General features: G+C 71.3%; 22 protein-coding genes and 1 pseudogene. 6 read left to right on the top strand and 17 right to left on the bottom strand.

Going from position 1 to position 24,591, the window contains the following annotated elements:
• Positions 1–133: 133 nt before the first annotated feature.
• From H7965_RS24050 to H7965_RS23980, 14 genes are all read right to left on the bottom strand, one after another.
• A complete protein-coding gene (locus tag H7965_RS24050) occupies positions 134–1,024 on the bottom strand; it encodes a formate/nitrite transporter family protein (protein ID WP_186773115.1) in 891 nt (296 codons plus the stop codon).
• Entirely contained in the window at positions 1,021–1,359 is a 339-nt protein-coding gene (locus H7965_RS24045) for a hypothetical protein (RefSeq protein WP_186773114.1), read from the bottom strand. Before H7965_RS24045 ends, H7965_RS24050 begins: the two co-directional genes overlap by 4 nt.
• Complete coding sequence (nrfD, locus tag H7965_RS24040) at positions 1,356–2,354, bottom strand: NrfD/PsrC family molybdoenzyme membrane anchor subunit (protein WP_186773113.1); 999 nt, start codon at positions 2,352–2,354, stop codon at positions 1,356–1,358. Before nrfD ends, H7965_RS24045 begins: the two co-directional genes overlap by 4 nt.
• Complete coding sequence (locus H7965_RS24035) at positions 2,351–3,244, bottom strand: 4Fe-4S dicluster domain-containing protein (RefSeq protein WP_186773112.1); 894 nt, start codon at positions 3,242–3,244, stop codon at positions 2,351–2,353. The genes nrfD and H7965_RS24035 overlap by 4 nt, the downstream gene beginning before the upstream one ends.
• Complete coding sequence (gene fdh / locus H7965_RS24030) at positions 3,244–6,438, bottom strand: formate dehydrogenase (RefSeq protein ID WP_188959836.1); 3,195 nt, start codon at positions 6,436–6,438, stop codon at positions 3,244–3,246. Before fdh ends, H7965_RS24035 begins: the two co-directional genes overlap by 1 nt.
• Positions 6,435–6,668 carry a hypothetical protein gene (locus H7965_RS24020; RefSeq protein WP_186773110.1) on the bottom strand — a complete coding sequence of 78 codons (234 nt, stop codon included), beginning with the start codon at positions 6,666–6,668 and terminating at the stop codon, positions 6,435–6,437. Before H7965_RS24020 ends, fdh begins: the two co-directional genes overlap by 4 nt.
• A gap of 44 nt (positions 6,669–6,712) precedes the next feature.
• Complete coding sequence (selD, locus tag H7965_RS24015) at positions 6,713–8,905, bottom strand: selenide, water dikinase SelD (protein ID WP_186773109.1); 2,193 nt, start codon at positions 8,903–8,905, stop codon at positions 6,713–6,715.
• 314 nt (positions 8,906–9,219) lie between these two features.
• On the bottom strand, positions 9,220–9,615 hold the full coding sequence (locus H7965_RS24010) for a c-type cytochrome (protein WP_186773108.1): 396 nt from the start codon (positions 9,613–9,615) through the stop codon (positions 9,220–9,222).
• The gene (locus H7965_RS24005) at positions 9,602–10,444 is read right to left on the bottom strand and encodes a cytochrome c oxidase assembly protein (protein ID WP_186773107.1); all 843 of its coding nucleotides are present in this window, start codon (positions 10,442–10,444) and stop codon (positions 9,602–9,604) included. The genes H7965_RS24010 and H7965_RS24005 overlap by 14 nt, the downstream gene beginning before the upstream one ends.
• A complete protein-coding gene (locus H7965_RS24000; protein WP_186773106.1) occupies positions 10,432–10,752 on the bottom strand; it encodes a hypothetical protein in 321 nt (106 codons plus the stop codon). The genes H7965_RS24005 and H7965_RS24000 overlap by 13 nt, the downstream gene beginning before the upstream one ends.
• Positions 10,749–11,348 carry a cytochrome c oxidase subunit 3 gene (locus H7965_RS23995; RefSeq protein WP_186773105.1) on the bottom strand — a complete coding sequence of 200 codons (600 nt, stop codon included), beginning with the start codon at positions 11,346–11,348 and terminating at the stop codon, positions 10,749–10,751. Before H7965_RS23995 ends, H7965_RS24000 begins: the two co-directional genes overlap by 4 nt.
• Positions 11,345–13,243, bottom strand: a complete 1,899-nt coding sequence (gene ctaD / locus H7965_RS23990; RefSeq protein WP_186773104.1) for a cytochrome c oxidase subunit I — start codon at positions 13,241–13,243, stop codon at positions 11,345–11,347. Before ctaD ends, H7965_RS23995 begins: the two co-directional genes overlap by 4 nt.
• Positions 13,240–14,163 carry a cytochrome c oxidase subunit II gene (coxB, locus tag H7965_RS23985; protein WP_186773103.1) on the bottom strand — a complete coding sequence of 308 codons (924 nt, stop codon included), beginning with the start codon at positions 14,161–14,163 and terminating at the stop codon, positions 13,240–13,242. Before coxB ends, ctaD begins: the two co-directional genes overlap by 4 nt.
• The gene (locus tag H7965_RS23980) at positions 14,160–14,732 is read right to left on the bottom strand and encodes a c-type cytochrome (protein ID WP_186773102.1); all 573 of its coding nucleotides are present in this window, start codon (positions 14,730–14,732) and stop codon (positions 14,160–14,162) included. Before H7965_RS23980 ends, coxB begins: the two co-directional genes overlap by 4 nt.
• A 398-nt stretch (positions 14,733–15,130) precedes the next feature.
• On the opposite strand from H7965_RS23980, the gene hflX reads away from it, so the two are divergent.
• The 3 genes from hflX to H7965_RS31810 all read left to right on the top strand — a co-directional run bounded on the left by hflX (position 15,131) and on the right by H7965_RS31810 (position 18,590).
• Complete coding sequence (gene hflX / locus H7965_RS23975; protein ID WP_186773101.1) at positions 15,131–16,459, top strand: GTPase HflX; 1,329 nt, start codon at positions 15,131–15,133, stop codon at positions 16,457–16,459.
• Positions 16,460–16,472: 13 nt separating this feature from the next.
• Positions 16,473–16,931, top strand: coding sequence for a hypothetical protein (locus H7965_RS23970; RefSeq protein ID WP_186773100.1), 459 nt, complete (start codon positions 16,473–16,475; stop codon positions 16,929–16,931).
• 534 nt (positions 16,932–17,465) lie between these two features.
• A complete protein-coding gene (locus tag H7965_RS31810) occupies positions 17,466–18,590 on the top strand; it encodes a DUF305 domain-containing protein (protein WP_222440779.1) in 1,125 nt (374 codons plus the stop codon).
• A gap of 200 nt (positions 18,591–18,790) precedes the next feature.
• Here H7965_RS31810 and H7965_RS23960 read toward each other — a convergent pair whose 3' ends face one another.
• The 3 genes from H7965_RS23960 to H7965_RS23950 form a co-directional block, all read right to left on the bottom strand.
• Positions 18,791–20,167 carry an erythromycin esterase family protein gene (locus H7965_RS23960; RefSeq protein WP_186773099.1) on the bottom strand — a complete coding sequence of 459 codons (1,377 nt, stop codon included), beginning with the start codon at positions 20,165–20,167 and terminating at the stop codon, positions 18,791–18,793.
• Between the two features lie 310 nt (positions 20,168–20,477).
• A complete protein-coding gene (locus H7965_RS23955; protein WP_186773098.1) occupies positions 20,478–20,693 on the bottom strand; it encodes a hypothetical protein in 216 nt (71 codons plus the stop codon).
• Between the two features lie 493 nt (positions 20,694–21,186).
• A complete protein-coding gene (locus H7965_RS23950) occupies positions 21,187–21,369 on the bottom strand; it encodes a transposase (RefSeq protein ID WP_186773097.1) in 183 nt (60 codons plus the stop codon).
• A gap of 208 nt (positions 21,370–21,577) precedes the next feature.
• Between H7965_RS23950 and H7965_RS23945 the strand changes: the two genes are divergently transcribed.
• The 3 genes and pseudogenes from H7965_RS23945 to H7965_RS23935 form a co-directional block, all read left to right on the top strand.
• Entirely contained in the window at positions 21,578–22,870 is a 1,293-nt protein-coding gene (locus H7965_RS23945; RefSeq protein ID WP_186773096.1) for an MFS transporter, read from the top strand.
• A 332-nt stretch (positions 22,871–23,202) separates the two neighbouring features.
• Positions 23,203–23,445 (top strand): DUF3072 domain-containing protein, encoded by a 243-nt coding sequence (locus tag H7965_RS23940; protein ID WP_186773095.1) that lies wholly within the window; start codon positions 23,203–23,205, stop codon positions 23,443–23,445.
• A 433-nt stretch (positions 23,446–23,878) separates the two neighbouring features.
• Positions 23,879–24,591, top strand: a pseudogene (locus H7965_RS23935) (glycogen debranching protein GlgX); the annotation flags it as partial.

Here is a 24,591-nt window from a genome sequence, read left to right as displayed (position 1 = left end):
CTCCAAGACCTTGGGATTTCATCGATGTTGGCTTGATGGGGCGATCCCGCCGCCTCCCGACCCGACCTTCAAAACCGGCGACCCGCTCACCCCGGGTGGTGGGTTCGATTCCCATCCGCCTCCGCCAATGGCGCTACCTGCCAGACGCCTGCTTCGGCCGCAGATAGGCGAACCAGTAGGCTGCACCCACCAGCACGCCACCGATGAGGTTGCCGATCGTCACCGGCACGAGGTTGGCCACCAGCCCGCCGAAGCCAAGCGCGGGATAGGTCCCGGGGTCAGTCCCCGCCGCGGCCCAGAATTCCGGCGCGGCACCTGCCTTCACCAGCCAGCCGAAGGGAATGAGCGACATGTTCGCCACCGAATGCTCGAGCCCCAAGGCGACGAAGGCGGTGATGGGCGGGACGATGACCAGCACCTTGTCAGCCGCGCTGCGCGCCCCGAAGGCCAGCCACACCGCAAGGCAGACCAGCATGTTGGCGGCGACGCCGCTGGCCAGCGCCGGGCCGAAGCCGAGGCCGGACTTGCGCTCCGCCGTGCGCAGCGCCGCCGCGCCCACCGCGCCGTCGCCGGCCATGTGCAGCCCGGCCCAGAAGGCGAGCAGCGCGATCGCGACCGAGCCCAGGAAGTTCAGCACATAAGCGATGCCGAGGGCGTGCAGCACCGGTGTGAAGCCAGCGCGCCCTTCGGCCCAGGCCACCACCATCAGCGTGTTGCCGGTGAAGAGCTCCGCCCCGCCCACCAGCACGAGGATGAGGCCGAGCGAGAACACCACGCCGCCCAGCACCTGCGCCGCGCCATAAGGCATTGCATCCGCCCCGGCCTGCGCCAGCAGGAAGAACAGCCCGCCGAAGGCGATGTAGACTCCGGCCAACGCCGCGAGCACCGCGAGCACGGGTGTGTCCATCCCGGCCTTCTGCTCGCCTTTCCAGGTCGTGGCCTCGGCGATCCTCTTCGGCGGATGGACATCCGGGCCCTGGTCCTTGCCCGCCCCGGTGCGGGCCTGGTTGCCGGCATCGCTCATCCGTCCGCGCTCCCGCCGCCTGCGTCACGGTCCAGCGCGGCGAGCGCCGCACGGGCCTTCTCCAGCCTCTCCCGCCGGAACCCGGAGACTGGCACGACGTCCGACCAGGTGAGGCTGACCACGCCATTGGCGCAGGCGAGCCGCGCCTCCAGCGCCGGCGAGGCATCGCCCGCGCGCCGCCGCGCCACCAGCAGGTTGCGCAGCGCCGTCGCGCAGCGCATGGCCTCCATCGCCTCCTGCGCCGTGCAGGGCGGCGAGACGGCGAGCAGCCGGTCCAGCGCCCGCAGGCTACGCTGCCGCGCCTGACCTTCCTCCTCCTGCGGCGCGGCGCTCACCGGCGCGCGCCCTGGGTGACGCGGAAGGCATCCTGCGGGCGGCAGGCGCTCTCGTTGCCGGCCCGCAGCACGGCATGGCGCATGGCCGCGCCACCGAGCAGCACGGCCAGTGAGGCAAGCTCCGGCAGCAGCGGCCCGACGCGGCCGCCGACCACCCGGCCCAGCCCGTGCGCCGCCAGCGGCGCCACGACCCCCAATGCCTTGCCGCCGCCATGATGCAACGCGCCGGTCGTGCCGCGCTCGATCGGCGCGGCGATGCCGGCCCGGCGCCAGCGCCGCTCCGCCTCGCGGCCGGCCAGCCATTCCGCGGCGAGGGCAAGTGTCGCCAGCGCCTCCAGCCGCCGGGCACTCCTCTCCTCACCCGCCGCACGCTGCATCAAGGCAAGCGCCGAGGCGGCGCCCGCCATGGAGGAGGTACCGAATTGCGCGGCGAGCGGCGCGGGTGCCGCCGCCCAGAGCGGGGTGCTGGTCGAGGAAAGGAGCGCCGCGGTGTAGACGCTCATCCCCGCGCCGGCGAGCGCGGCCGGCCCCTGTGCCGCATCGCCGACGCGCCGCGCGAAGCGCCAGCGCCGTCCCAGCAGCTCGCCGAGCGCGCTTAGCCCTGAGAGCAGGCCGAAGCCCGTCAGCAGCCAGGAGCCGAGCGACATGGGCGAGGTGGGCCGCACGATCCGCAGCATGTTGAACCAGCGCGACGGGGTCTTGAGGTGCTGCACCAGCACCAGCGGCCCGACCATGCTGCCGCCGAGGGCGAGCAGCCGCGCCCGCCGCACCAGCCCGCGCGCCTCCGGCCCCGCGCGGCGGGCGAGCGCGGCGATGAGCTGCGCCGAGCCGGCGACGCCGAGGATGACGATGTAGGTCGAGACCCTCCAGTCGAAGGAGCTGGCCTTGACCGCCGGGCGGCCGTGATAGGTCTCGCCATGCCAATCCTGCTGCACGGCGTCGGGCAGTCGCGGCGCCTCGGTGCCTGGACGGCGGTGCTGCAGCGTCGCGCTCATCGCCGCCCCACCCCGATCAGCGCGGCCGCGACCGCGAGGCCGGCCATGGTGGCGAGGCCCGCGAGGAAGGAGGGCCGCGCATTGCGCGACGGGCGGGAGGGCGCGGGCGGCAGGTTGTAGCGCTCCGGCCGATCGGTCAGCAGGAAGAAGGCGTTCAGGCGGCGGATCCCGCCGGTGGCGCCGGGTCCGCCGGGCGTGCCGTAGAGGTAGGCCGCCGTCTGGCCCTGCGCCTCCAGCTCTTCGACCCGCGCCGCAGCGCGCTGCTGCAACGCCTCCACCGGGCCGAACTGGATGCTGTCGGTCGGGCACGACTTGGCGCAGGCCGGTTCCAGCCCGCCCTTGAGCCGGTCATAGCAGAGAGTGCATTTGTGCGCCTTGCCGTCCTCCTTCGCCAGTTCGACGACGCCGAATGGGCAGGCCGGCACGCAGTAGCCGCAACCATTGCAGATATCCTGCTGCACGACGACCGTATCGAACTCGGTGCGGAAGAGCGCACCGGTCGGGCAGGCTTCGAGGCATGGTGCCGGGTCGCAGTGCTTGCAGACATCCGACATCATCAGCCAGTTGGACTGGAAGGGCGGCATGCTGGTCGCGCGCGCGCCGCGCTCGAGGAAGGTCACGTGCCGCCAGCTATGCGCACCGAGCCGCCCGGTGTTGTCGTAGCTCTGCCCGGTCAGGCCCGGCTGGTCGGCCGGCAGGTTGTTCCATTCCTTGCAGGCCACCTCGCAGGCCTTGCAGCCGATGCAAAGCGTGGTGTCGGTGAAGAAGCCGTAGGACCGGCCGGACTCCACGCGGTGGCCGGCCGTCAGCTCCGCCTCCTGCGGCACGGGGCCCTGCGGGTCGCGGTCGGTGTATTCCAAGGTGCGCGGGTGCGCGAGGCCGCCAGCCATCAGCCTTGTCCTCCTCGGCGCGCCAGGCGCCCGGGGCGCAACGCGCAGGTCAGCGCCTTGTTCTCGTGCATGCCGGTGTTCGGGTCGCCCACCACGGCCGTCAGGACATTGGCGACGTCGCCGGTGGCCATCCCGGCCCAGCCGTAGTGCCAGGGCAGGCCGAGCTGGAAGACCCGCCGCTCGCCAAGGCGGAAGGGCCGCAGCCGGTCGGTGACGAGCGCGCGCGTCTCGATCTCCCCGCGCGGCGTGGAGAGCACCACCCAATCCGTGCTGCGGAGGCCGAGCTCGCGCGCGAGCTCGGTCGGGATCTCGCAGAAGCCCTCGGGCTGCAGCTCGGCGGTGGTTGGCACGATGCGCGTCGGCGTGCCCCCCGAATGGTGCTCCGTGAGGCGGTAGGTGGTCAGCACATGCGGGTAGCGTGGGTCGCCCGGCGCGGCGATCGGGTTCAGGTCATGCGCCCAGCGCTTGGCCGGCGGGTTGCCTTCGACGCCTGGGTGGAAGGCGTTGCGCACCGGCGTCTCGGTCGGCTCGTAGTGCTCCGGCAGTGGCCCGTCCTTGAGGCCGGAGGGCACGAAGATGCCGGCGACCCCGTCCGGAATCATGATGAAGGGCTGGGTGCCGGAGAGGGCGTCCATCCCGGCGGGCCGCTTCGACCAATCCGGCTCGTAGTCCGGGCGCTTGGTTTTGACGAAGTCGATCTGGTCCGGGCTTTGCCATTCGCCCTTCGTCTCGTCCCACCAGACCAGCCGCTTGCGCTCGGACCAGGGCCGGCCCTCGGGGTCGGCGGAGGCGCGGTTGTTCAGGGTGCGGCGATTGTCGGGCCAGGCGAAACCCCAGCCGAGATGCGTGCCCGGGCCTTCCGGCCCGTCCGGCTTGCGCGCGCGCGCGAGGTTCCGCCCCGGCTGCGGAAAGACGCCGCCGTAGATCCAGCAGCCGCAGGCGGTGGAGCCGTCCGACTTCAGGTCGTTGAAGGACGCGAGTTGCTCCCTCTCCGGCCAGGTATAGCCGTTGATCTCGCGCAGCACCGCCTCGGCGTCCGGCTCGCCCTCCTCGTCCACCGGGTAGTCCCAGAGCAGGGAGCGGATCGGCGCATCCTCCTCCCGCGTGCTGGCGCGGTAGAGTTCCTGCAGCCGCCGGCCGAGGTGGTAGGTGAACCAGAGCTCGGAGCGGCTGTCGCCCGGCCCGGCCACCACCTTGTCGTGCCACTGCAACAGGCGGTGGGTGTTGGTGAAGCTGCCGGCCTTCTCGCCGGAAAGGGAGCCCGGCATCAGGAAGACCTCGGTGCCGATATCCTCGGGGCGCATCTCGCCGTCGCGCACCAGATGGCCGTCGCGCCAGAAGGTGGCGGTATCGGTCTCGGCGATGTCGCGCACCACCAGCCAGTCGAGCTGGGCGAGGCCCCGCTGCACCAGCTTCGAATTGCTGCCGCCGACCACCGGGTTCTGCCCCATGACGAACAGGCCCTTGATGACCCCGTTCGCCATCGCCACGGTCAGCGGAAGCTGCGAGTGGTCGCCGACGATGCGCGGCAGCAGGTCGTGGCCGCGGCCGTTCTCCGGCGTGGCCTGGGCGCCGTAGAAGGCGCGCAGCAGGCTGACGTAGTATTTCGGGAAATTGTTCCACCAGCCGGTCGGGCTGGTCTCGACCTTCAGGTAATCCTCCAGCGTGTGATGCGGGCGGAAGGCGTGCGGCTGCGGCAGGTAGCCCGGCAGCAGGTCGTACAGGGTGGCGATGTCCGTGCTGCCCTGGATGCTGGTATGGCCGCGCAGCGCCAGCAGCCCCGCGCCCGGCCGCCCGACATTCCCGAGCAGCGCCTGCAGGATGGCGCCGGTGCGGATTATCTGCGCGCCCTTGGTGTGGTGATTCCACCCCACCGCGTAGCAGATCGCCCCGGTCCGCTCGCGCCCGCTGTTGCGGGCCATGGCGTCCGCCACCTTCAGGAAGACCTCGCGCGGGCAGCCGGTGACCTGCTCCACCATCTCCGGCGTGTAGCGGGCGAAGTGGCGCTTCAGGATCTGGTAGACGCAGCTCGGGTGCTGCAATGTCGGGTCCTTCGGCGTCGGCCCCTCGTGCAGCCGCCGGGTTGCCTCGGCGAAGCCCTCGATCTCGACATAGCCTTCGGCGAGGGAGGAGGGCACGACGACCCCGTCATACTGCCAGCTCTCGGGCGAGTAGCGCCTTCCCTCCGCGTTCCAGCCGGAGAAGTAGCCCCCCAGTTCGCCCGGGCCGCGGTAATCCTCTCCCACGATGGTGGAGAGGTTGGTGTAGGGCAGCGCGAATTCGCGGAACCAAAGGTCGTTCTGCAGCAGGTGGTTGATGATGCCGCCGAGGAAGGCGATGTCGCTGCCCGCGCGCAGCGGCGCATAGATATCCGCCATGGCCGAGGTCCGGGTGAAGCGCGGATCGGCATGGATGACCGTCGCGCCGCGCTGCTTCGCCTGCATGACGAAGCGGAAGGCGATCGGGTGGTTCTCCGCCATGTTGGAACCCATGACCAGCACGCAGTCGCTGTTCGCAAGGTCCCATTGGGGCAGCGTCGCCGCGCCCCGGCCGAAGGTGGCACCCAGACTGGGCACCGAATTATTGTGTCAGACCCGCGCCTGGTTCTCGACAAAGACCATCCCGAGGCCGGCGGAGAACAGCTTCTTGATCAGATAATTCTCTTCATTGTCCAGGGTCGCGCCACCCATCGAGGCCATGGCGAGGGTGTGGTTCACCCGCGTGCCGTCCGGCAGGCGGGACACGAAGCTCTCGTCGCGGCTGCGCTTCGCCAGCTGCGCGATACGCTCCATGGCCCAGTCGAGCGGAACCTCCCGCCACGCCGTCGCGCCCGGCGCCCGGTGCAGGCAGCGGTCGAGGCGCCCGGGGCTGACCATCAGGCCGAAGGTCGCCGCCCCCTTGGGGCAGAGCGTACCCTGGTTTACCGGGCTGCGCGGATCACCCTCCACCGCGATCGGCTTGCCGTCCCGCGCGTAGATCAGCTGCGCGCAGCCGACGGCGCAGTAGGGACAGATCGAGGTGCCGACCCGGTCCGCCTGCTCCAGCCGCGGGCGCAGGCCGCGGGACATGGCGCTTTCGGCCGCCTTGGCGTGGCCGGGCGCGCCACGGAGCTGGCGCGGGACCGACCAGTCCTGCAAGGCGCCGACCAGGCGCCCGGTCAGGGTGCCGCGCGGGCGGCGGTTGCGATGCGTCATGGCCGAGCCTCTCCCTGGTCCAGCATCCACAGATCGCGAGCGATTCCGGCGAGCAGCCCCGGCGCCTGCTCATACTCCACCCGCACGCGCCGGCCGGCGAGCACCGGCAGATCCTGCGGCCCGAGCGGCGCATGGGCTGCGAGTACGAACACCCTGCCGCGGCCACGGGCATCCAGCAGCCGGAACCGGCTTTCCTGGACCAGCAGGATGGTTCCCTCGGTGCTCGGCATGATCGTTCCTTCGCCGGCCAGGTTGTCCGGACCACCCTCTAACGTCAGCCGCCGGCGCCGGGTTCTGGGCTGATGCCCGGCAAGCCGGGCCGGACCACGCCGATCGCCGCGGCGTCCGGATTGCCGCACCGGCGCAGCGCGGCGAGGCAGTCCGCGGCTGCCGCGGCCGGCACGCCCGCCAGCAGCCCCCCCGCCGTCTGCGGGTCGAGCAGCAGGCCCAGCTGCGCGGGCGGCACCGCCGCCCAGCCCCCGCCGAGCCGCGGGCCAGCGGCAGCGGCGTTCGCCGGATGCAGCGTGCTCCGCGCACCCGCCGCCAGGACCTCCGCCGCGCCGGCCAGTGCGGGCACGGCATGCGGGTCCAGCGCCGCCGCGACACCGGATGCTTCCAGCATCTCGGCGAGGTGGTTCAGCAGCCCGAAGCCGGTGACGTCGGTGCAGGCCGTCGCGCCATGCGCGCCCAGGATGCGGGCGGCGGGAAAAGGCGTGCGCTGCATCGCCTCGTAGGCCGCCTCGGTCCAGGCCGCGCGTCCGCCGCCCTGCATGGCGGCGGCGAGCAGCGCGCCGGTGCCGAGCCCCTTGGTCAGCACCAGCACATCGCCCGGGCGCAGGTCGGCGCGGCGCAGCGCCCGGCCCTCCGTCACCTCTCCGGTCAGGGCGAAGCCCAGCATCGGCTCCAGCCCCTCGGCGCTGTGGCCGCCGACCAGCTCCGCCCCTGCCGCCGCCAGCACGTCCTGCGCGCCGCGCAGCATGGCGAGAAGGTCCGCCTCCAGCACCGCCTCGGCTGCCGGCGGCAGGGCGGCGATCGCCAGCGCGGCGCGCGGCGTGGCGCCCATGGCGGCCAGGTCGCCGAGGGCGTGATTGGCGGCGATGCGTCCGAAGAGCCAGGGGTCGTCCACGAAGGCGCGGAACATGTCCACGGTCTGCACCATCAGTTGCCCCGCGCCGGGCGGGCGCAGCAGCGCCGCATCGTCCGGTGCGGCAAGGCCTAGCGGAACCGCCCCCCCGCGCGGCAGCCGCGCCAGCACCCGCGCGAGCACCGCGGGCGGCAGCTTGGCGCCGCACCCGCCGCAGCGCATCGGCGCGGGGTCCACCGGGGCCGGTCGCCGCGCCATCGGGCGCATGGCGGCATGCATGGCGATCCAGCGCCGGTCGATGCGGTCCTTCAGCCGGAGCGCCCAGCCCCCTTCCGCGGCCAGGCTGCCATGGAACGCCATGGCCCGATCCGCGCCCGAGGTCACCAGCGCCAGGTAGCGCCGCTGCGGCCTGAAGGGCCGAGGGGGTTCCCCGGCCAGGACGCGGCGCAGATTGGCGGCCAGTGGCGGGCCCTGCCGCACCGCGAAGACGCCGGCGCGCTCGCGCGGATGTTCCAGCACGGTCGCGCAGTCGCCAGCGGCGAAGACGCGGGCATCGCCGATGCTGCGCAGCGTCGCGTCCACCGCCAGGAAGCCGCGCGGGCAGAGCGCGAGGCCCGCATCGCGGAACCAGGGGGCCGGCGCGGCGCCGGTGGCCCAGAGCGCCGCGTCGAATTCCAGCCTCCCGCCCTCGGCGCAGAGAACCGTACCCGGCTCGACGCGCGCCGCCTCCCCCCCATGCAGGGCGATGCCCGCCCGGATGAGCGCGCGATGCGCCAGCCGGCGCGCGGCGGGCGAGTTGCTCGGCAGCACCTCCCCCCCGGTCGCGAGCAGCCCGATCGCGGCGCGTGGCCCGAGCCGCCGGTGCAGGGCCAGGGCCACTTCCACCCCCGCCGCGCCGGCGCCCACCACCAGCAGGCGCAACGGCCGCGAAGCCTTGGCCACCTGGGCCAGCAGCGCCTCCCACCGCGGCAGGAAGCGGCCGAAGGGGCGCAGCGGCAGGGCATGCTCCGCTGCCCCGGGCACCAGCACCGGCTCGGCACCCAGGTTGAGCGACAGAAGGTCGTAGCGCATCGGCGGCCGATCGCCCGCCAGCAGCAGGTGCTGCGCGTCGCGGTCCAGGCCGCAGGCCTCGGCCCGGATGAAGCGCGCCCCGGCGGCACGCACGAGGCGCGGCAGGTCGACGAGGCAATCATCCACGGTGAAGCGCCCGGCGATCAGGCCCGGCAGCATGCCGGAGTAGATCGCCGCCGCCTCCCGGGCGAGCAGGGTGACGCGCAGGCCCGGTGGCACCCCATGCCGGACCAGGTCCCGCAGCACGCCAAGATGCGCGTGGCCGCCGCCGGCCAGCAGCAACTCCCGCCGCACGGGCGTGGTGGGCGTCATGCGGAGCGCCACCAAGAACGCGCCATGCAGAGTGCCATGTCCACCCGTTGCGCAGGATCGCCGCCCGGTCCGGTCATCAGGCGCGGTCCCTGCGAAGGGGCCCGTCGATGGCGCTGCTGGCCCGGCATCGGCACCACGGCCATGCGCGGGGCGGCGGGCGCCTGATGCAGCCTTGCCGGGGCGGGAATGACCGCTGGGGCATCGCCACCTGACCTAGAGCAGATCGCCGGTAGGCTGGCAGCCCGAAGACGTGAATGTGCTCTGATACCACCAGGCATCTTCGGATCGCTGTGCCAACTGGGCTGCGATCCGAACTAGCGGCTGTAGAGATAGGCCGCCACATCCCGCGCCTCCGCCTCAGTGATCCCCGTTGCCGGCATGGCGGTGCGCGGCGAGAGCGCACGCGGATCCAGCAACCAAACGACGAGGTTCTCCGCCGTGTTCGGCACCACTCCGCCGATGTAGACGCGGGCGCGCAGCCCGGCGAGTGGCGCGGCGACCTTGCCGTCGGCGCCGGGCACGCCGGGGATGGTGTGGCAGCCGGCGCAGCCATACCGCCGCAGCAGCGCAGGCGCCCGCGCGGGATCGCCGCCAGTGATGGCGCGGGCCACCCTCTCGTCCTCACCGGGCTGCCGCAGCCGCCACCAGGCGCCGCCGCCGAGCAGCACCGCGGCCAGAAGGCTTGGCAGCACCAGCCTAGGCCAGCGCATGGCGCGCTCCTCCGCGGCGCAACGCCTTGCCGAGCAGGGCAAGCGCGGCGGCGGCATAGATCGTGCCGCAGGGCACCCACATCACCAGCCCGGCGAGTTGCTGGTCCTCCAGCGGCGTCAGCCCGTAGCGCGCCGCCTCCGCGGTCTGCACCGCATAGAAGACCTGCGGCGCGACGACGAGCAGGGTGCCCAGCAGCCCGGTATGGAGCATGGTGGCGAAGAGGTCCGCCACCGCCACCAGCGGCTGCGCCCGCCGCAGCATGGCCCACCAGAACAACAGCGCGCTCAGCAGAAAGGAGAGGTGCTGCGCGCGGTGCAGCGCCAGGTCGCCGATCGTGGCATCAAAGACCGGCGGCAGGTGCCAGAGCCAGATCGCCGCGCCGTGCAGCAGGGTGGCGACGGCAGGCCGGGTCAGCAGTCGCCAGGACAGGCGCAGCGCTCCGGCGGCACGGGCGATGCGGCGCCGCGGCGCGGCCGGGAAGGCCCAAAGCGCGACCGCCATGGGCCGGCCTAGCACCAGCAGCGGCGCCGCCACGGCCATGACCAGCTCATGCTCGATCATATGCGCGGTGAACATCCGCTCGCCCAACGCGTGCAGCGGCGAGAGCAGCGCGCCGGCCAGCACCAGCCAGCCCACCAGCCAGGCGAGAGCCGCCCCATGCTGCCGTCGCGTTCTCGGCCACAGCCGCGCGAGGCCGGCAAGATAGAGCAGCAGGCAGGCGAGCAGCGGCAGCAACACGAGGGGATCGAAGTTCCAGCCCGGCGCCGCCTCGTCATGCGCCCGGGCGGCGCGAGGCAGGAGGAGCAGCAGGGCGACTAGGCTTCGCATCCGCCCAGCACCAGCGTGGCGAGAAATTGCAGAAGCAGCGGCAGGGCAAGCAGCAGCGCGAGCAGCGCGCCGAGCGCCGCGGTGAAGCGCAGCGTGCCCTGCCCCGCCGCGTGGCCGCGCCAGGAGAGCGCGGCGCCGGCCAGAGCGACCGCGAGGCACAGCCCGACCAGCCCGCCCCCCCAGCGCAGCCCGTCGCGGCAGAACAGCACCGGGGCGAATTGGCCAATCTCGGTGCTCACCATCCAGGCCACCGGGCCGAGCACCAATCCGGCAAGCGCCAGCCAGATCACGCGCCACGCCGCGCTCATAGCCGCGGCGCCCAGTAGATGCAGCCATAGATCGGCAGCCAGGTGGCGACCACGAAATACCAGTAGACCACCTCATCCCGCACATCACCGAAGCGGCGGGGGTTGTCGGCATGGCGGGTGAACATCAGCGCCGCCAGCACCGCCGTCTCGACTAGGTCGGACAGCAGATGGGCGGTGTGCAGGCCGAGCAGGAACCAGATGATGGAGCCATGGGCGCCGTCATCCCAGCGCAGATTCAGAGCGCCGAACTCGAGAATGCGGAGCAGCAGCGGCACCAGGCCGAAGCCCAGCATCACCAGCAGGCCGAGTCGCACCCGGCGGAGGTCCTGGGCATCGGTCCAGCGGGACAGCAGCGCATTGGGCAGGAGGCTCGCCAGCAGCACCAGGGTGACGCCGGTGCCGGCGGCGAGGTCCGGGGGCATCACCGGCGGCCAGGCGGGCGCCAGGGCCGCAAGGTAGAGATAGATACCGATGGCGAGGGCGAAGCCGGTGCCCTCGATCAACATGAAGGCGAGCGTGCCCCACCAGCTCGGGCTGCTGTGACGCTCACCGCTGATGGGCAGGCCGGACAGGTCGGCGACGACGCGCTGCCTCACGATTCATCCTCCGGCGTGCCGCGCGGCCAGAACCAGCCGATGAGAGTGACGGCAATGGGAATGCTGCCCCAGACCACCGCCCAAGGGGTGAAGATCGACCAGACCAGCATCACGCTGGTCGCGATGGCGGCGAGCAAGGGCCAGATGGAATCCTGCGGCGAAGACTCCCGCGCCTCGGGGGTCGCATCCATCACGCTGGTGACCAGCAGCTCGCGCCGGTCGGTGCGCAGCCCCTCGGCGACCGTCAGCTCGCCCATCGAATCCCACAGCGGGCTGGCACTCCCGACCACCGGGATGCGGGTGAAGTTCCAGGGCGGCGGGGGCGAGGCGGTGGCCCATTCGAGGGTCGGCGCGCCCCAGGGATTCTCGCCCGCCGGCGCGCCGTGCCGGGCGCTGCGCCAGGCATTCCAGAAGAACAGCAGGAATCCGGCGGCAAGCAGCACCGCGCTCAGCGAGGCGAAGAGGTTGAGCCCGGCCCAGGGCAGTTCCGGCTGGTAGGTGTAGACCCGCCGCGGCATGCCCCAGAGGCCGAGGATATGCATGGGAAAGAAGGTGAGGTTGAAGCCGGCGAAGACCAGCAGGCACTCCCAGCGCCCGGGCCTCGCCCCCATCATCCGCCCGGTCAGCTTGGGGAACCAGTAGTGGATGGCACCGAGCAGCGGGAAGACCGCGCCGCCGATCAGCACGTAGTGGAAATGCGCGACGACGAAGTAGCTGTCATGCAGCTGGGTATCGAGCGGCACCGAGGCGACCATCACCCCCGTCATGCCGCCGAGCACGAAGGTGAAGAGGAAGGCGAGCACGTAGAGCATCGGCACGGCGAGGCGTGGCCGCGCGCCCCAGAGCGTCGCCAGCCAGCAGAAGATCTGCAGCCCGCTCGGCACCGCGATCGCCATGGAGGAGGCGGTGAAGAAGCTTTCGCCCAGCCGCGGCAGGCCGGTGGTGAACATGTGGTGGACCCAGAGGCCGAAGGCGAGCAGCCCGATGCCGACCAGCGCCAGCACCATGGCGAGGTAGCCGAAGACCGGACGCCGGCAGAAGGTGGCGATGATGGTCGAGACCATGCCGACCGCCGGGATGAAGATGATGTAGACCTCGGGATGGCCGAAGAACCAGAAGAGGTGCTGCCACAGCAAGACGTCGCCGCCCTCGGCCGGATTGAAGAAATGCGTCCCCACCAGCCGGTCGAGGATGAGCGCGGTGCTCGCCGTGACGACGGCCGGCATCGCCAGGATGACGACGAAGGCGGTCACCAGCATGGCCCAGACGAATAGCGGCATGCGGTCGAGCGTCATGCCCGGGGCGCGTTGCTTGAAGACGGTGACGACGAGGCCGACCGCGACGGCGAGCGCCGAGATCTCGGTGAAGGTGATCATCTGCGCCCAGATGTCGGCGCGCTTGCCCGCCGAGTATTGCGGGCCGGAGAGCGGGACATAGGCGAACCAGCCGACGTCGGGGCCCATCTCCAGCAGGAAGGCGCCCCAGAGCAGCAGCCCGCCGGCGAGGTAGACCCAGTAGGAGAATGCGTTGAGGCGGGGAAAGGCGATGTTGCGGGTGCCGACCATCAGCGGCACGAAGTAGACGCCCATCGCTTCCATCACCGGCACGGCGAACAGGAACATCATGTTCGACCCGTGCATGGTGAAGACCTGGTTGTAGCGGTCCGGATCGAGCAGCCGCGCCTCGGGGTGGGAGAGCTGCCAGCGCATCGCCAGCGCCAGCAACCCGCCGAGGATGAGGAAGCCGAAGGCGGTGGCGATGTAGCGCCGCCCGATCGCCTTGTGGTCGACGGTCGCAAGCAGGCCCCACAGCCCGTGCGCTGCGGCCCAGACGCGCCGCAGCGCGGCTTCCAGCGCAAGGTCGCCAAGGCCGGTGTCGCGCCGGTCGTGCGTCACCGGAGGCTCGCCAGCCAGGCGGTCAGGGCCTGCAGCTCGTCGGCGGAAAGGGGCACCAGGGGCATGTTGTTGCCGGGCTTGAGGGTCTGCGGATCGGCGATCCAGGCGGCCAGCGCGCCCCGCGTCATCGGCAGCAGCCCGGCGGCGAGGGTGCCACGCGAGGCCAGATGGGTGAGGTCGGGCCCGGTGCGGCCGGCGGCCCCGGTGCCGCGCACGGTGTGGCAGGCGCCGCAGGGTTGCCGCTCGAACACCTGCCGACCCTCGGCGGCCAGCGCCTCGGCCGTGGCGGGCGCCGCCTGGACGGCGCGCCAGCGGGCGAATTCCTCCGGCGGCTCGACCACCACCAGCAGCGCCATCCGGGCATGCTGCAGGCCACAGAATTCGGCGCATTGGGCGCGGTACACGCCGGGCACGGTGGGGGTGAATGTCAGGGCATTGTCCCGGCCCGGAATCATGTCCTGCTTGCCCGCGAGGTTCGGCACCCAGAAGCTGTGGATGACATCCTCGGCGGACAGTTCCAGCCGCACCGGGCGGCCGAGCGGCAGGTGCAGCTCATTGGCGGTGACGAAGCCGCTCGCCTCGCCCTCCTCCGGATAGGTTGCCTGCCACCACCATTGCAGGCCGCGGAGTTGCACAATGAGCGGCGCATCGGCCGCGGCGGAGATGGGCCGCGTGACGAGATAGCTGGCGAGGGTCAGGCCGATGACGACCAGCACGGTGCCGGCGGTCGCCGCGCCCACCACGGCGCCCGCCCGCCGCGGCGCCTCGGGGCGGGCGCGGCGCAGCAGCGCGGCGGCCAGCACCAGCAGCACCGCCAGCCAGATCAGCCCCAGCAGCGCCACAGTGGGCCAGAACAGGCGCAGAATTGCGTCCGCCGACGAGCCGCCGGGCGCCAGCGCGGATTGCCAGCCCCCGGTCACGGCTCAAGCGGCGCAAAGCGGGCAGGCGCGCGGTTCTCGGCGGGGCGGGACTGCACCTGGTCGCTGCGGCCCGGCGCGGCGGCGCTGGCGCTGTAGGCGCCGAGCACCTGGACGTAGCCGGCCAGCTGCCAGAGCTGCTCATGGGTCAGCCGCGTGCGGTAGGGCGGCATGCCGCCAGGCCGGCCATCCCGGATGGACAGGTAGATGGTTTCGATTCCGGGCCCATGGTTCCACCAGCCATCGAGCAGCGAGGGCCCGCGCCCGCTTCCCTCGCCGTCGCGGTGGCATTCGGGGCAGCCGAACCAGGCGTAGAGCCGCTTGCCCTCCGAGAGCTGGTAGGCGTTGCCGCGATACGGCTTGCCGAGGACGAAGTAGACCTCCGGCGGACGGCCGCCGATGCCGTTGGGCATGGCCGCGACGCCAGCCAGCGCAGCGGCGACGGGCGGGTCGAGCCGAACCTCGCGCGCCTCGCGCCGGCAGCCGCACAGGGCCAGCAGCACCAGTCCGAGCGGAACCGCCTGCCGCACGCTCACGCCGGCAGCGGGGCGCGGTCGGGAGGGCTTCCGCATGACTGGCAACTCCAGCGGGCGAGGCGTGACACCATGACAACGGCAACTTCAAGCGCCAGCGCGCCGCACGGTTCAGCACCGATCCGTCACATGCCCGCGCGCCAGGCGGATCGGCGACAATAAACCGTCCAGCACCGGAACAAGCCGGCAGGGTGGCAGGTACGCCCGGCAGGCCGCGATGGCTCCAGGCCGATCAGCGCCAATCGCGGCGAGGCCAGGGGGTGCACCGGGCCAGGGTGATTGCCGCGCGGCGCATGGCCACCTGCACCTCCGGCGGAACCTGCCCGTGGCTGCCGGGCGGGTCGGGCTTGCCGCACCCCGGCCGACGTTCCGCGCCCGGTCGGGGACGCGGGCCACCTGCGCCGCGTTACCCCTGCACCGCAGCACCCGGATCCGCCATGACCGATCCCGACACTCGCACCGACCTGCATGCCACCGCCGAGGCGCCAATGCGCACTGCGGTCATCCTGCCCTGGCGCGCCGAGGGCCAGATGCGTGACGCCACGGCGCGGCTGGCCGAGGCGGTCGAGCTTGCCCGCTCGATCGGGCTTGAGGTTGTCCATACCGCCACCGTGACCCTGCGGGCGCCGCAGCCGGCGACCCTGCTCGGCACCGGCCAGGTCGCCTCGCTCGGTGCGGCGATGGCGGCGGCGCAGGCCGGCCTCGTCGTGGTCGATGCGGCGCTGACCCCGGTGCAGCAGCGCAACCTGGAGCGCGAATGGCACTGCAAGGTCATCGACCGCACCGGCCTCATCCTCGACATCTTCGGCGAACGGGCGCGGACCCGGGAAGGCGCGCTGCAGGTGGAGCTGGCGCATCTGCAGTACCAGCGCAGCCGGCTGGTGCGGTCCTGGACCCATCTCGGGCGCCAGCGCGGCGGCTTCGGCTTCCTCGGCGGTCCCGGCGAGACGCAGATCGAGGCCGACCGGCGGCTGATCGACGACCGAATCGTCCGCCTCCGGCACGAGATCGAGGACCTCCGCCGCACCCGCGGGCTGCACCGCGCGGCGCGGCAGCGGATGCCGGCGCCGGTGGTGGCGCTGGTCGGCTACACCAATGCCGGAAAGTCCACGCTGTTCAATGCGCTGACCGGTGCCGAAACCTTCGCCGAGAACCAGCTCTTCGCCACGCTGGACCCGACGATGCGCGGCCTGGACCTGCCCTCCGGCCGCAAGGCGATCCTCTCGGATACGGTCGGCTTCATCAGCGCCCTGCCGACCGAGCTGGTCGCCGCCTTCCGCGCCACGCTCGAGGAAGTGGCGGAGGCCGATGTCATCCTGCATGTCCGGGACGTCGCCCACCCCGACAGCCAGGCGCAGCGTGCCGATGTGATCGCGGTGCTGGACGGCATGGTGCGGGACGGCACGCTGGATGCCGATTGGCCGCGCCGTAGCCTTGAGGTGCTGAACAAGGCCGACCTGCTCGGCGGCGTCGCCAGGGCAGGCGCGCGCCCCGGCGAGATCGCCGTCTCGGCACTGACCGGCGAGGGGCTGCCGGCACTGCGCGGAGCGATCGACACGCGACTCTCGGAGGGGATGGTGACCGCCGGCTACGACATCCCCGTCTCTAGCGGCGCGCAGCTCGCCTGGCTCTATGGGCATGGCGAGGTGATCGGCCGGCAGGACACCGACGACTCGATCCATGTGACGGTGCGGCTCTCGCCCGACGACCGCGCGCGCTTCGAGCGGCAGCACCTGCCGTCGGCAGACGGGACGCCCGAGCGCTAGCTCCAGCACCGGAATGCGGCTGTTCCTCGACCTCGATGGCGTGCTTGCCGACTTCGACCGCGGCGTGCAGGCGGTGACCGGCGTCCGGCCGGAGGCGCTGCCGCTGAAGACCATGTGGGCGGCGCTCTCCCGTGCGCCCACCTTCTTCGAGACGCTGGAGCTGATGCATGATGCGGAAGCGCTCTGGCAGTTCTGCGCACCGTATCACCCGACCATTCTCACCGGCCTGCCGCTCGGCACCTGGGCGCCGGCGCAGAAACGCCGCTGGGTGGCGCGGGTGCTCGGCGCGCATGTGCCGGTCATCACCTGCATGAGCCGCGAGAAGCCGCGCTGGTCCGGCCCGGGCCATGTGCTGGTGGATGACCGCGCCACGGCGCGCGAGGGCTGGGAGCGCAAGGGCGGCCACTTCGTCCACCATGTCTCGGCGGAGCGCAGCATCGCCCTGCTGCGGGCGCTCGGCTTCGGTGGCTGAGCCGCAGCGGCCAAGGCCGCGCCCCTGCCCCACGGATCGACATATCCGGCCCGCGTGCCGAGGCGGCCTATCTCCGGCCATGGGCCCGATGGCGCCTGCCGCCGACGCTGCATCGGCAGTCTGGGACGCCGTTTTCCGCCAGGACCTGGTGAGGGTGCCTGCCGGAGTGGCGCCGGGCTGATGCCGCAAGCGCGACGCAGGATGCGAGATGACGCCGCCGTGGTGCGATCCGGCGGAGCCAAGGGCGGGTCCCGCCCTTTGTCGTATTCGGCCCGATGTTCCGCCGGTGCCCTGCATCCGTGTCGCGCAGCGCACGTTGGCGTCCAGGAGAGATCATGCCAACCGCCGTACCGGCGCGGCCGGCAGGTCGGAGGATGGAGCCACACGCATGGGCAAGCAGCACGGCAACGCCGCGATGGCGGGTAAGCCCGCCACCGATCCCGAGCAGGCCGCCTGGGAACTGCTCGAGACGGCAGGGACGCAGCAGGCCGAAGAACGCTGATCCGCCAGCGATCTCGCGGCCAGCCGCGCCGCGTGCCGGTCAACTGGCGCGCCGCGGCGCTGCTTGGCCTCATCACCAGCAGCTATTCGACCCTCGTCGCGCAGCTGCTCGCCGCCCGTGTCGGGCGTGACGCGGTGGTGGACTGGATGGTCGTCGCCTCGATCCCGGCGCAGGATCTGGCGCTGCAGGCGGAGCCTTCCTGGCCGGTGATCCTCGGCGGCATCCTGTTCCACCAATCTGCGGATTTCCTCTGGGCGGTGGTGTTCTTTGGCCTGCTCGGGCGGTGGACCGCTGGGCTGCGGCCCTGGACGATCCTTCTGGTCGGCATCCCCTGGGCAGTCTTCACCTCGGCCTTCGAGTATTTCGGCGTCGTCCCCTTTTGGCAGCCGGTCTTCACCCTGAACCAGCCCTATTGGGTCGGGCTGCTGGTGCACCTGACCTCCGCCTCGCTCTATCCGTTGTTTCCCTGGCTGCGGGACTGGCTGGCGGGGCGGGCTTCCCCGCATCGCCGCTTCGCCGCCTGGTGGAGCGGGGTGACGGCCGCCGGGGTGCTGGGCATGGCGGTGCTGGCCTTCCTCGGCTGGCATGGGCGGGAATGGCCATCGCATCTTGGCGGTGCCCTGGCCTACGACCAGGGGTGGATGCGCGCCATGGCGGCGCACCACCGGCAGGGCGTCGCGGTGGCGCGGGTTGCCGAGCAGGCTGCCGATGATCCGCATCTCCGGTCCCTGGCGCGGCTGATGATCGCCGGACAGGCCGGCGATGTCATGGTGCTGGAGCAATGGTGGCGCGGCTGGTTCGGCACGCCCGTCCTGCCGCCGCCAGAAGAGCATATGGCAATGCCTGGCATGCTGGCGCCGGAGCAGCTTGCCGCACTGGACCGCAGCGCTGGCAAGCCGGGCTTCGATGCGCTGTTCGTCACGCTGATGACGCATCACCACCAAGGCGCCATCGCGATGGCAGATGCCGCGCTGGGCCGCGCCGGCGACCCGCGCCTGCGGCTGATGGCACATGCGATCCGCCATGCGCAGCGCGGTGAGATCCTGCTGATGCAGGGCATCCCCCGCGGTTTCGCGGTCAGCGGTGCCGCGGCGCTGGCCCTGATCGCCCCGGCTGGCAGGCATCCCGCGGACGGCGGCCCGGCTGTGCATCGCTGAACCGGCGCTCCACGAACCGGCCGCGGTACGGGTGTTGCTTCAGGAGGCGGTGGAATCGATCCGGGTTGGCGTCGAGCAGCTCGGCGCCGCGTTCGGCCGACCCCTCCCGCCCGGTACCAGGATGCGGCGGAAATAGCCGTCGCCGGTCTACCGCCGGCCAATCCGCTGCAGTATCCTTCCTGGCGGGTCCCGCAACCACGTTACAGGCCGAACGGGAAGGTCTCCGCCGCTTCGGCAGCGCCGCCTGCGCTGGCGCCCGGCAGGGGCGTGACGGCGCGGGTTTCGGCGAACCAGACGAAGGCGTCGAATTGCTCGGGCAGGACTGCTTCGAAATAGTGGCTCTGCCGTTCGCTTTCCGGCCGGTAGATCACGCCGATCGCGCGTTCCAGCCGCGGCTGCGCCAAGGCGGTGCGCAGTTCCGGCGCGACCGACCGCCGCAGGTCGGTGAGTGAGCACGGCGGCGCATGGGACCGGAACAGCGCCTCATGACTGTCCGGGCGCACCGGGCGGATCTGCATGATCCGCATCTCGCTGCCCCAGTCATGCGCTGCCGCGACGGTGCCATGATCCGTGCCGAAGCCGATCAGGACCGCGGCCTCGCCGAAAGCGGTGCGGCAGAGCTCGCCGATGTTGAACTCGCCGGACCAGCCCATCTCGGTCGCGGCGGCATTGCCGATATGGCTGTTGTGCGCCCAGATTACCGCCTTCGCAGGTGCTCCCGCTTGGGATTCACGGCGCTGCAGCAGGGCGCGAAGCGTGTCGAACATGTGCCGGTCGCGCAAATTCCAGCTCTCGGTCCCGGAGCGGTACATCAGTCGGTAATAGCGCTCCGCCCCCAGCGCCACGCGGGCATTCTGCGCGGCATCGAAGAGCTGTTCGCCCGCCTCGGCAGTCATCTCCGCCGTCCGGCGCGCCAGCATGTCGCGCAGCTGCTGCACGGCGGCGTCCTCGCAGGGTTCGCGGTTGCCGAACAGCACGGCGCGGCCATAGTCGGCCGGATCCATGTGCCAGGGCGTCAGGCAGGCATAGCGCTGGCGCGCCGCCTTCGCCGCTTCCGGATCATGCGCGTCGAGATAGGCAAGCACCGCGGCGATCGAGGCGCCTAGGCTGTAGACATCAAGGCCGCGAAACTCCGCGCGCCGATCGGGCGGCAGCGTGGCATTGTGCGCGTGCAGCCACCGGGTGAAGTCACGCACCTCGGCATTGCGCCACATCCAGCGCGGGAAGCGGACGAAAGCCGACCCATCCTCGGAACCGGCGGGTCTGCGGTGCCGCACCCAGCGATCGATGCATGCGGCATCCGGCCAGTCCGCCTCTACCGCGACGATGCCGAAGCCATGCCGCTCAATAAGGCGACGGGTGATGGCGGCCCGGGCGCGGTAGAACTCGCTCGTGCCGTGCGTCGCCTCGCCGAGCATGACGACGCGCGCCCCGGCGAAGCGGTCGAAGGCGGCACCGAAGGCCTCGACATTCTCGAGCGGTGGCAACGCCTCGGCGGCGCTGGCGACCAACTGACCGAGCGCCGCCTCGCCTGGCAGCCTGGCGGCGACAGCGCCGCCTGAATGCAGGTCCTTCATGGGGTGTCCTCCTGCAGCATCGGGCCAGATGCCTCCTGTACCATTCGCGCCGCCCGCCGCCGGACCTCAGGCGAAAGACGGTTCGATGTCTTCTTCGTCATGGCCCCGTCCTTTCAACAGTTGGGGCCTCCGACAGATCCGGGGCGGTGCACCTCGCCTGCCCGGCGCTCGGCTATAGGACTGCGGGCCGCAGCCTGAGCGTTGCCGTGGCCCACAGCGTCAGCGCGGCGAGCAGCAGCGGCGCGACGGAGATCAGACATATTGTCTCCCCCCGTAGCTGTTCGGCAGGCCCCTGGAATAAGCGAGCCGATCACCATAAAGCCGACACGGCGAAACCGTTCATGCTCTGGACGCGTGTCCGTTCCTCCGGCCGGTAGCAGTCGAGGACCATCGCGGACGCCCCGGCGAAGTCGAAGTTCCAACCGGGGCCGAGCAGGACCAGCGACGCCCAGAAGTGCCAGACGGTCACGCCGGCGAGACCCACTGCAGCGGCGCAGGCGGAAATGGCCAGGCCGACGACGACCACCTTCGGGGCACCGAAGCGCGATATGATTCATCCAGCGCCGAAGGACGGGTCGTACATGGCAAGAACGTGCCACCGGGTCCCGAGGTTGGCCAGGTGATCGCGGCCAGCGGCGCTGGTGCCCGCCGGTTTTCCATTCGACCTGGCGTAGCTTGCCGCCGGGGATCATCGTGTTGCATGGGTTGGCGGCCTGGATGCATTGACCTCAGACCGTGTTTGGGATCATGCGTTCCGGATGTACTGCGGCCACCCAAGGTGCAGCATCCGGTTCAGGACTTCGGCGGCGATGGCCACCTCGGTCGCTTGAGGCCGGTCCGTCTGCGAACGCAGCCCGCACCGATGGCGCGCTTCCATTTGGAGGCGCCGGCCTCCTGCCGGTGAGCACCGTGGTGGCGATCTGGCCGGTGTCGGCGTCGGTGGCGAGGTGGAGTACCATCCAGGCCCGGCGCCGCTTGCGGCCATGCTTCTCCTTCAGCCATCCATCGGGACCGCACAACTATAGGCCCGTGCTGCCGACAAGCAGATGCACGGGATCTCGCCCGCGGCGCAGCCGCGCCACCTCCAGCGTCTCTGCTCGGCGGCTCAGGGTCGAGTGGTCCTGCAGCGCGAGATCAAGATCGAGCAGCTGCAGGATGGAGCCGATCAGGTCCTCGGGTTGCGCAGCGTCAGGCAGCCGCATTCGCCAGTGCCGAATACCCCGGCTTCCGCGCCGTCGCGCCGCTCCGCCTCGACCGCACGAATCCGGCGGTCAAGGGCCGCGGATCGGCCACCGTCCAGGGGTCCGATTGACCCCACCGGTCGAGCCGGTAGGGTCGATGCACTGGGAATGTCGTACATCGCTGGGTGCCGGCCACGCGCCGGTCGGGTCTGAAGGGGGAGGGAGGTGCATGCCCGCGTCGTCGGCGCGCCGGCTCACGGTCGTTCTCTGCGCGGCGGAGGTGCTGACGATGCTGGGCTTCTCCACCTTCGCCGTCCTCCTCGCGCCGCTGCGCGATCTTTGGGGGCTGAGCAACGCGCAGGCGGGCCTGATCGGCGGGGCCTTCTTCGCAGGCTATACGATAGCCGTCCCCGTCCTCGTGAGCCTGACAGACCGTGTGGACCCGCGGCGCGTCTGGATCGTGGGCGCCCTCCTCGCGGCCGCCGGCAATGCCGGCTTCGCCGCGCTGGCGGATGGGTTGGCGACGGCGCTGCTGTTCCACGCCCTCGCGGGGGCCGGGCTTGCAGGGACCTACATGCCGGGGCTGCGGCTGTTGGCCGACCGGCTGGAGGGGCGTGCCCAGTCGCGCGCCGTCGCCCTCTACACCGCGAGCTTCGGGGTGGGCACCGCCTCGTCATACCTGCTGGCCGATTGGATCCTGCGCGCCGCGACCTGGCGGCTCGCCTTCGGCGTGCCGGCGATTGCGACCCTGCTCGCCACCGCGCTGGTACTGCTCTGGGTCCGGCCGGAGCCGCCCCGCATCCGCCCCCCGACGCGGCTGCTGGACTTCCGCCCGGTGCTGCGGAACCGCCACTCGGTCACCTGGTCGCTGGCCTATTTCGCCCATAGCTGGGAACTCTACGCGGTGCGCTCCTGGCTCATCGCCTTCCTCGCCTTCGCCGCCGCCGGCCAGGTGCCCGGTTCCGGCTGGCCGGCGCCCGCGCAGGTCGCCTTCGGCGCCTCGGTCCTCGGCATATTCTCCATCGTGCTGGGCGGGGAGTGCTCTATCCAGCTCGGGCGGAAGAGGACAGTGCTCGTGCTGATGTCGCTCTCCGCCGCGACCGGCGCGGCCCTCGGGATCCTCGGGGGGAGCAGCTACGCGCTCGCCGTGACGCTCGCCCTGCTGCACGGGCCCTTGATGACGAGCGAGAGCGCGTCCGTCACCGCCGGCGCCTTGGGCAACGCGGACCCCGCCTACCGCGGCGCCACCATGGCGCTGCACTCAATGCTCGGCTTCGCCGGCGGGGTGTTCGGGCCCGTGGCGTTCGGGGCGGTGCTGGACGCGGCGGGGGGCAGCGGCGTTCCCGGGGCCTGGAGCTGGGCCTTCGCGGTGCTCGCGGCCGTCACGCTGGCCGGCCCCCTCGCGCTTCTGGTGATCCGCCCGGCCGACCTGCCGGGCGATGGCAGGGACCGTGCCGGTCGTGGGCCGGGTACGACCAGCGGATGCGGGACTTCACCCTCTGGCCGCCGTGGCGCAGGTTGAGCAGCACCGCCGCGGACGCCCTCATCGTCTGCATCCCGCGGCCTTGACCGGATAGACAGGGTTCGCTGCGGCAGCGGACCATCGGCAGAGGATTAGCCAGCAGCACCGTTCAGATACTGAGGTGTCCCCATCCGTTGGACAGTTTGACGGCGCGGCATACCCCGGTCGTTTAATTTTCGCTCATCGGCATACCGTTCCTGTCCTGGCCACTGCAGGGGCGCACTGGCGCTCATCGGCAGGAGCGTCCGCATATCTCTACCGTCCGGGCTGCAACGCTGCGCTGCCCTGAACGTTAGGCGAACACCCACAACCCTGACACGGAGTTCCGCTGCATGGCCAAGCCCAGCCAGGATCAGCACCCCGAGAACCCCAAGCGCGACCCGGAGCCCGGATCCAACACCGTCAAGGACCCAGACGACTGGACCACCGGCGAGGAGCGTATGACCGGCGCCCAGGCGAGCTACCTCAAGACGCTGTCCGAGGAAGCCGGGGAGGAATTCGATCCCGCGCTAACCAAGGCCGAGGCGTCCCGCCAGATCGACGCCCTGCAGGAGAAGACCGGCCGCGGACGATAGCAGGATGCCAAAGAAAGGCTGGTTGTCTTTCTTTGGTCATCGCGGGCTCAACCCGCGCATCCAGCCCTGCTGCAAGAACAATCGTTTGCGTGCTCGTCGCTGCAGTTTCCTTTTCACCTGAGCGGCGTTGAGGAGCGTCAGCTACGTCGGGATGGGCTATGTCGCGTGCTGGCAAGCAGCCGGCTCACTCGTCGCGGCAGTGGGACCGGCCGGCATCGTTCACGGAAAGGCGACTGGGCGAGGGCGGCACGGTGAACCTGCTGGGCTGGTGCGGATCCGGCAGAACAGCCAGCCACACCCTCGGCGTTCCTGAGTGGCGCAAGGAGTCATCCCCTGCCTGCTGCCATCAGCATTCGCGAGAATTCCGCAGCCGGTCGGAAACGGGCGCGCTCTCATTCTGTTCTTCTGCGGCTGGTCAGGAAGGGTTGCTCAGATGGACGTGCGGGTCGAGACGGCAGCGCCGCAGGTGATGCGGCGGTCACGCGTGCGGGAGGGATTGCCCTTTCCGCTCGGCGCCACCTGGGACGGCCTCGGCGTGAACTTCGCCCTGTTCTCCGCCAACGCGACGAAAGTGGAGCTCTGTCTCTTCGACGACGCCGGCGAGACCGAGCTTGAGCGCCTTGAATTGCCGGAGTTCACCGACGAGGTCTGGCACGGCTACCTGCCGGACGCCCGCCCCGGCACGATCTATGGCTATCGCGTCCACGGCCCGTACGAGCCGGAGGCGGGCCACCGCTTCAACCCCAACAAACTGCTGCTCGACCCCTATGCCCGCGCCATCGTCGGCGACCTGACCTGGGGGCCGGAGGTCTTCGGCTACACGCTCGAAACCGAGGACGACCTGACTTTCGACGAGCGCGATAGCGCTCCCTTGATGCCGAAATGCCGGGTCATAGACCCTGCCTTCACCTGGGGGCGCGAGCGCAGTCCGGGCGTGCCTTGGGATCGCACGGTATTTTACGAGACGCATGTGAAGGGCTTCACCAAGCTGCATCCCTCCCTGCCGGAGGAGATGCGGGGCACCTATGCCGGCCTCGCCTCACCCGAGGTGGTGGACTACCTGCGCACACTCGGCATCACTTCGGTCGAACTGCTGCCGATCCACACCTTCATCAACGACAACTTCCTGCTGGAGCGGGGGCTGAC

The sequence above is a fragment of the Siccirubricoccus deserti genome (genome assembly GCF_014283215.1).
GTDB classification, from domain to species: domain Bacteria; phylum Pseudomonadota; class Alphaproteobacteria; order Acetobacterales; family Acetobacteraceae; genus Siccirubricoccus; species Siccirubricoccus deserti.
Note: the sequence above shows the minus strand (reverse complement) of the source record. Positions and strands in the feature narration are given on the sequence as shown.

Coding starts and splice junctions, on each gene's coding strand:
- hflX (WP_186773101.1), top strand. CDS start 15,131: ATGACCGATCCCGACACTCGCACCGACCTGCATGCCACCGCCGAGGCG.
- H7965_RS24010 (WP_186773108.1), bottom strand. CDS start 9,615: ATGCGCTGGCCTAGGCTGGTGCTGCCAAGCCTTCTGGCCGCGGTGCTG.
- H7965_RS24005 (WP_186773107.1), bottom strand. CDS start 10,444: ATGCGAAGCCTAGTCGCCCTGCTGCTCCTCCTGCCTCGCGCCGCCCGG.
- H7965_RS24050 (WP_186773115.1), bottom strand. CDS start 1,024: ATGAGCGATGCCGGCAACCAGGCCCGCACCGGGGCGGGCAAGGACCAG.
- H7965_RS23950 (WP_186773097.1), bottom strand. CDS start 21,369: ATGCGGCTGCCTGACGCTGCGCAACCCGAGGACCTGATCGGCTCCATC.
- H7965_RS23960 (WP_186773099.1), bottom strand. CDS start 20,167: ATGAAGGACCTGCATTCAGGCGGCGCTGTCGCCGCCAGGCTGCCAGGC.
- H7965_RS24020 (WP_186773110.1), bottom strand. CDS start 6,668: ATGCCGAGCACCGAGGGAACCATCCTGCTGGTCCAGGAAAGCCGGTTC.
- H7965_RS23945 (WP_186773096.1), top strand. CDS start 21,578: ATGCCCGCGTCGTCGGCGCGCCGGCTCACGGTCGTTCTCTGCGCGGCG.
- H7965_RS24035 (WP_186773112.1), bottom strand. CDS start 3,244: ATGGCTGGCGGCCTCGCGCACCCGCGCACCTTGGAATACACCGACCGC.
- nrfD (WP_186773113.1), bottom strand. CDS start 2,354: ATGAGCGCGACGCTGCAGCACCGCCGTCCAGGCACCGAGGCGCCGCGA.
- H7965_RS23980 (WP_186773102.1), bottom strand. CDS start 14,732: ATGCGGAAGCCCTCCCGACCGCGCCCCGCTGCCGGCGTGAGCGTGCGG.
- H7965_RS24000 (WP_186773106.1), bottom strand. CDS start 10,752: ATGAGCGCGGCGTGGCGCGTGATCTGGCTGGCGCTTGCCGGATTGGTG.
- selD (WP_186773109.1), bottom strand. CDS start 8,905: ATGACGCCCACCACGCCCGTGCGGCGGGAGTTGCTGCTGGCCGGCGGC.
- H7965_RS23970 (WP_186773100.1), top strand. CDS start 16,473: ATGCGGCTGTTCCTCGACCTCGATGGCGTGCTTGCCGACTTCGACCGC.
- H7965_RS23940 (WP_186773095.1), top strand. CDS start 23,203: ATGGCCAAGCCCAGCCAGGATCAGCACCCCGAGAACCCCAAGCGCGAC.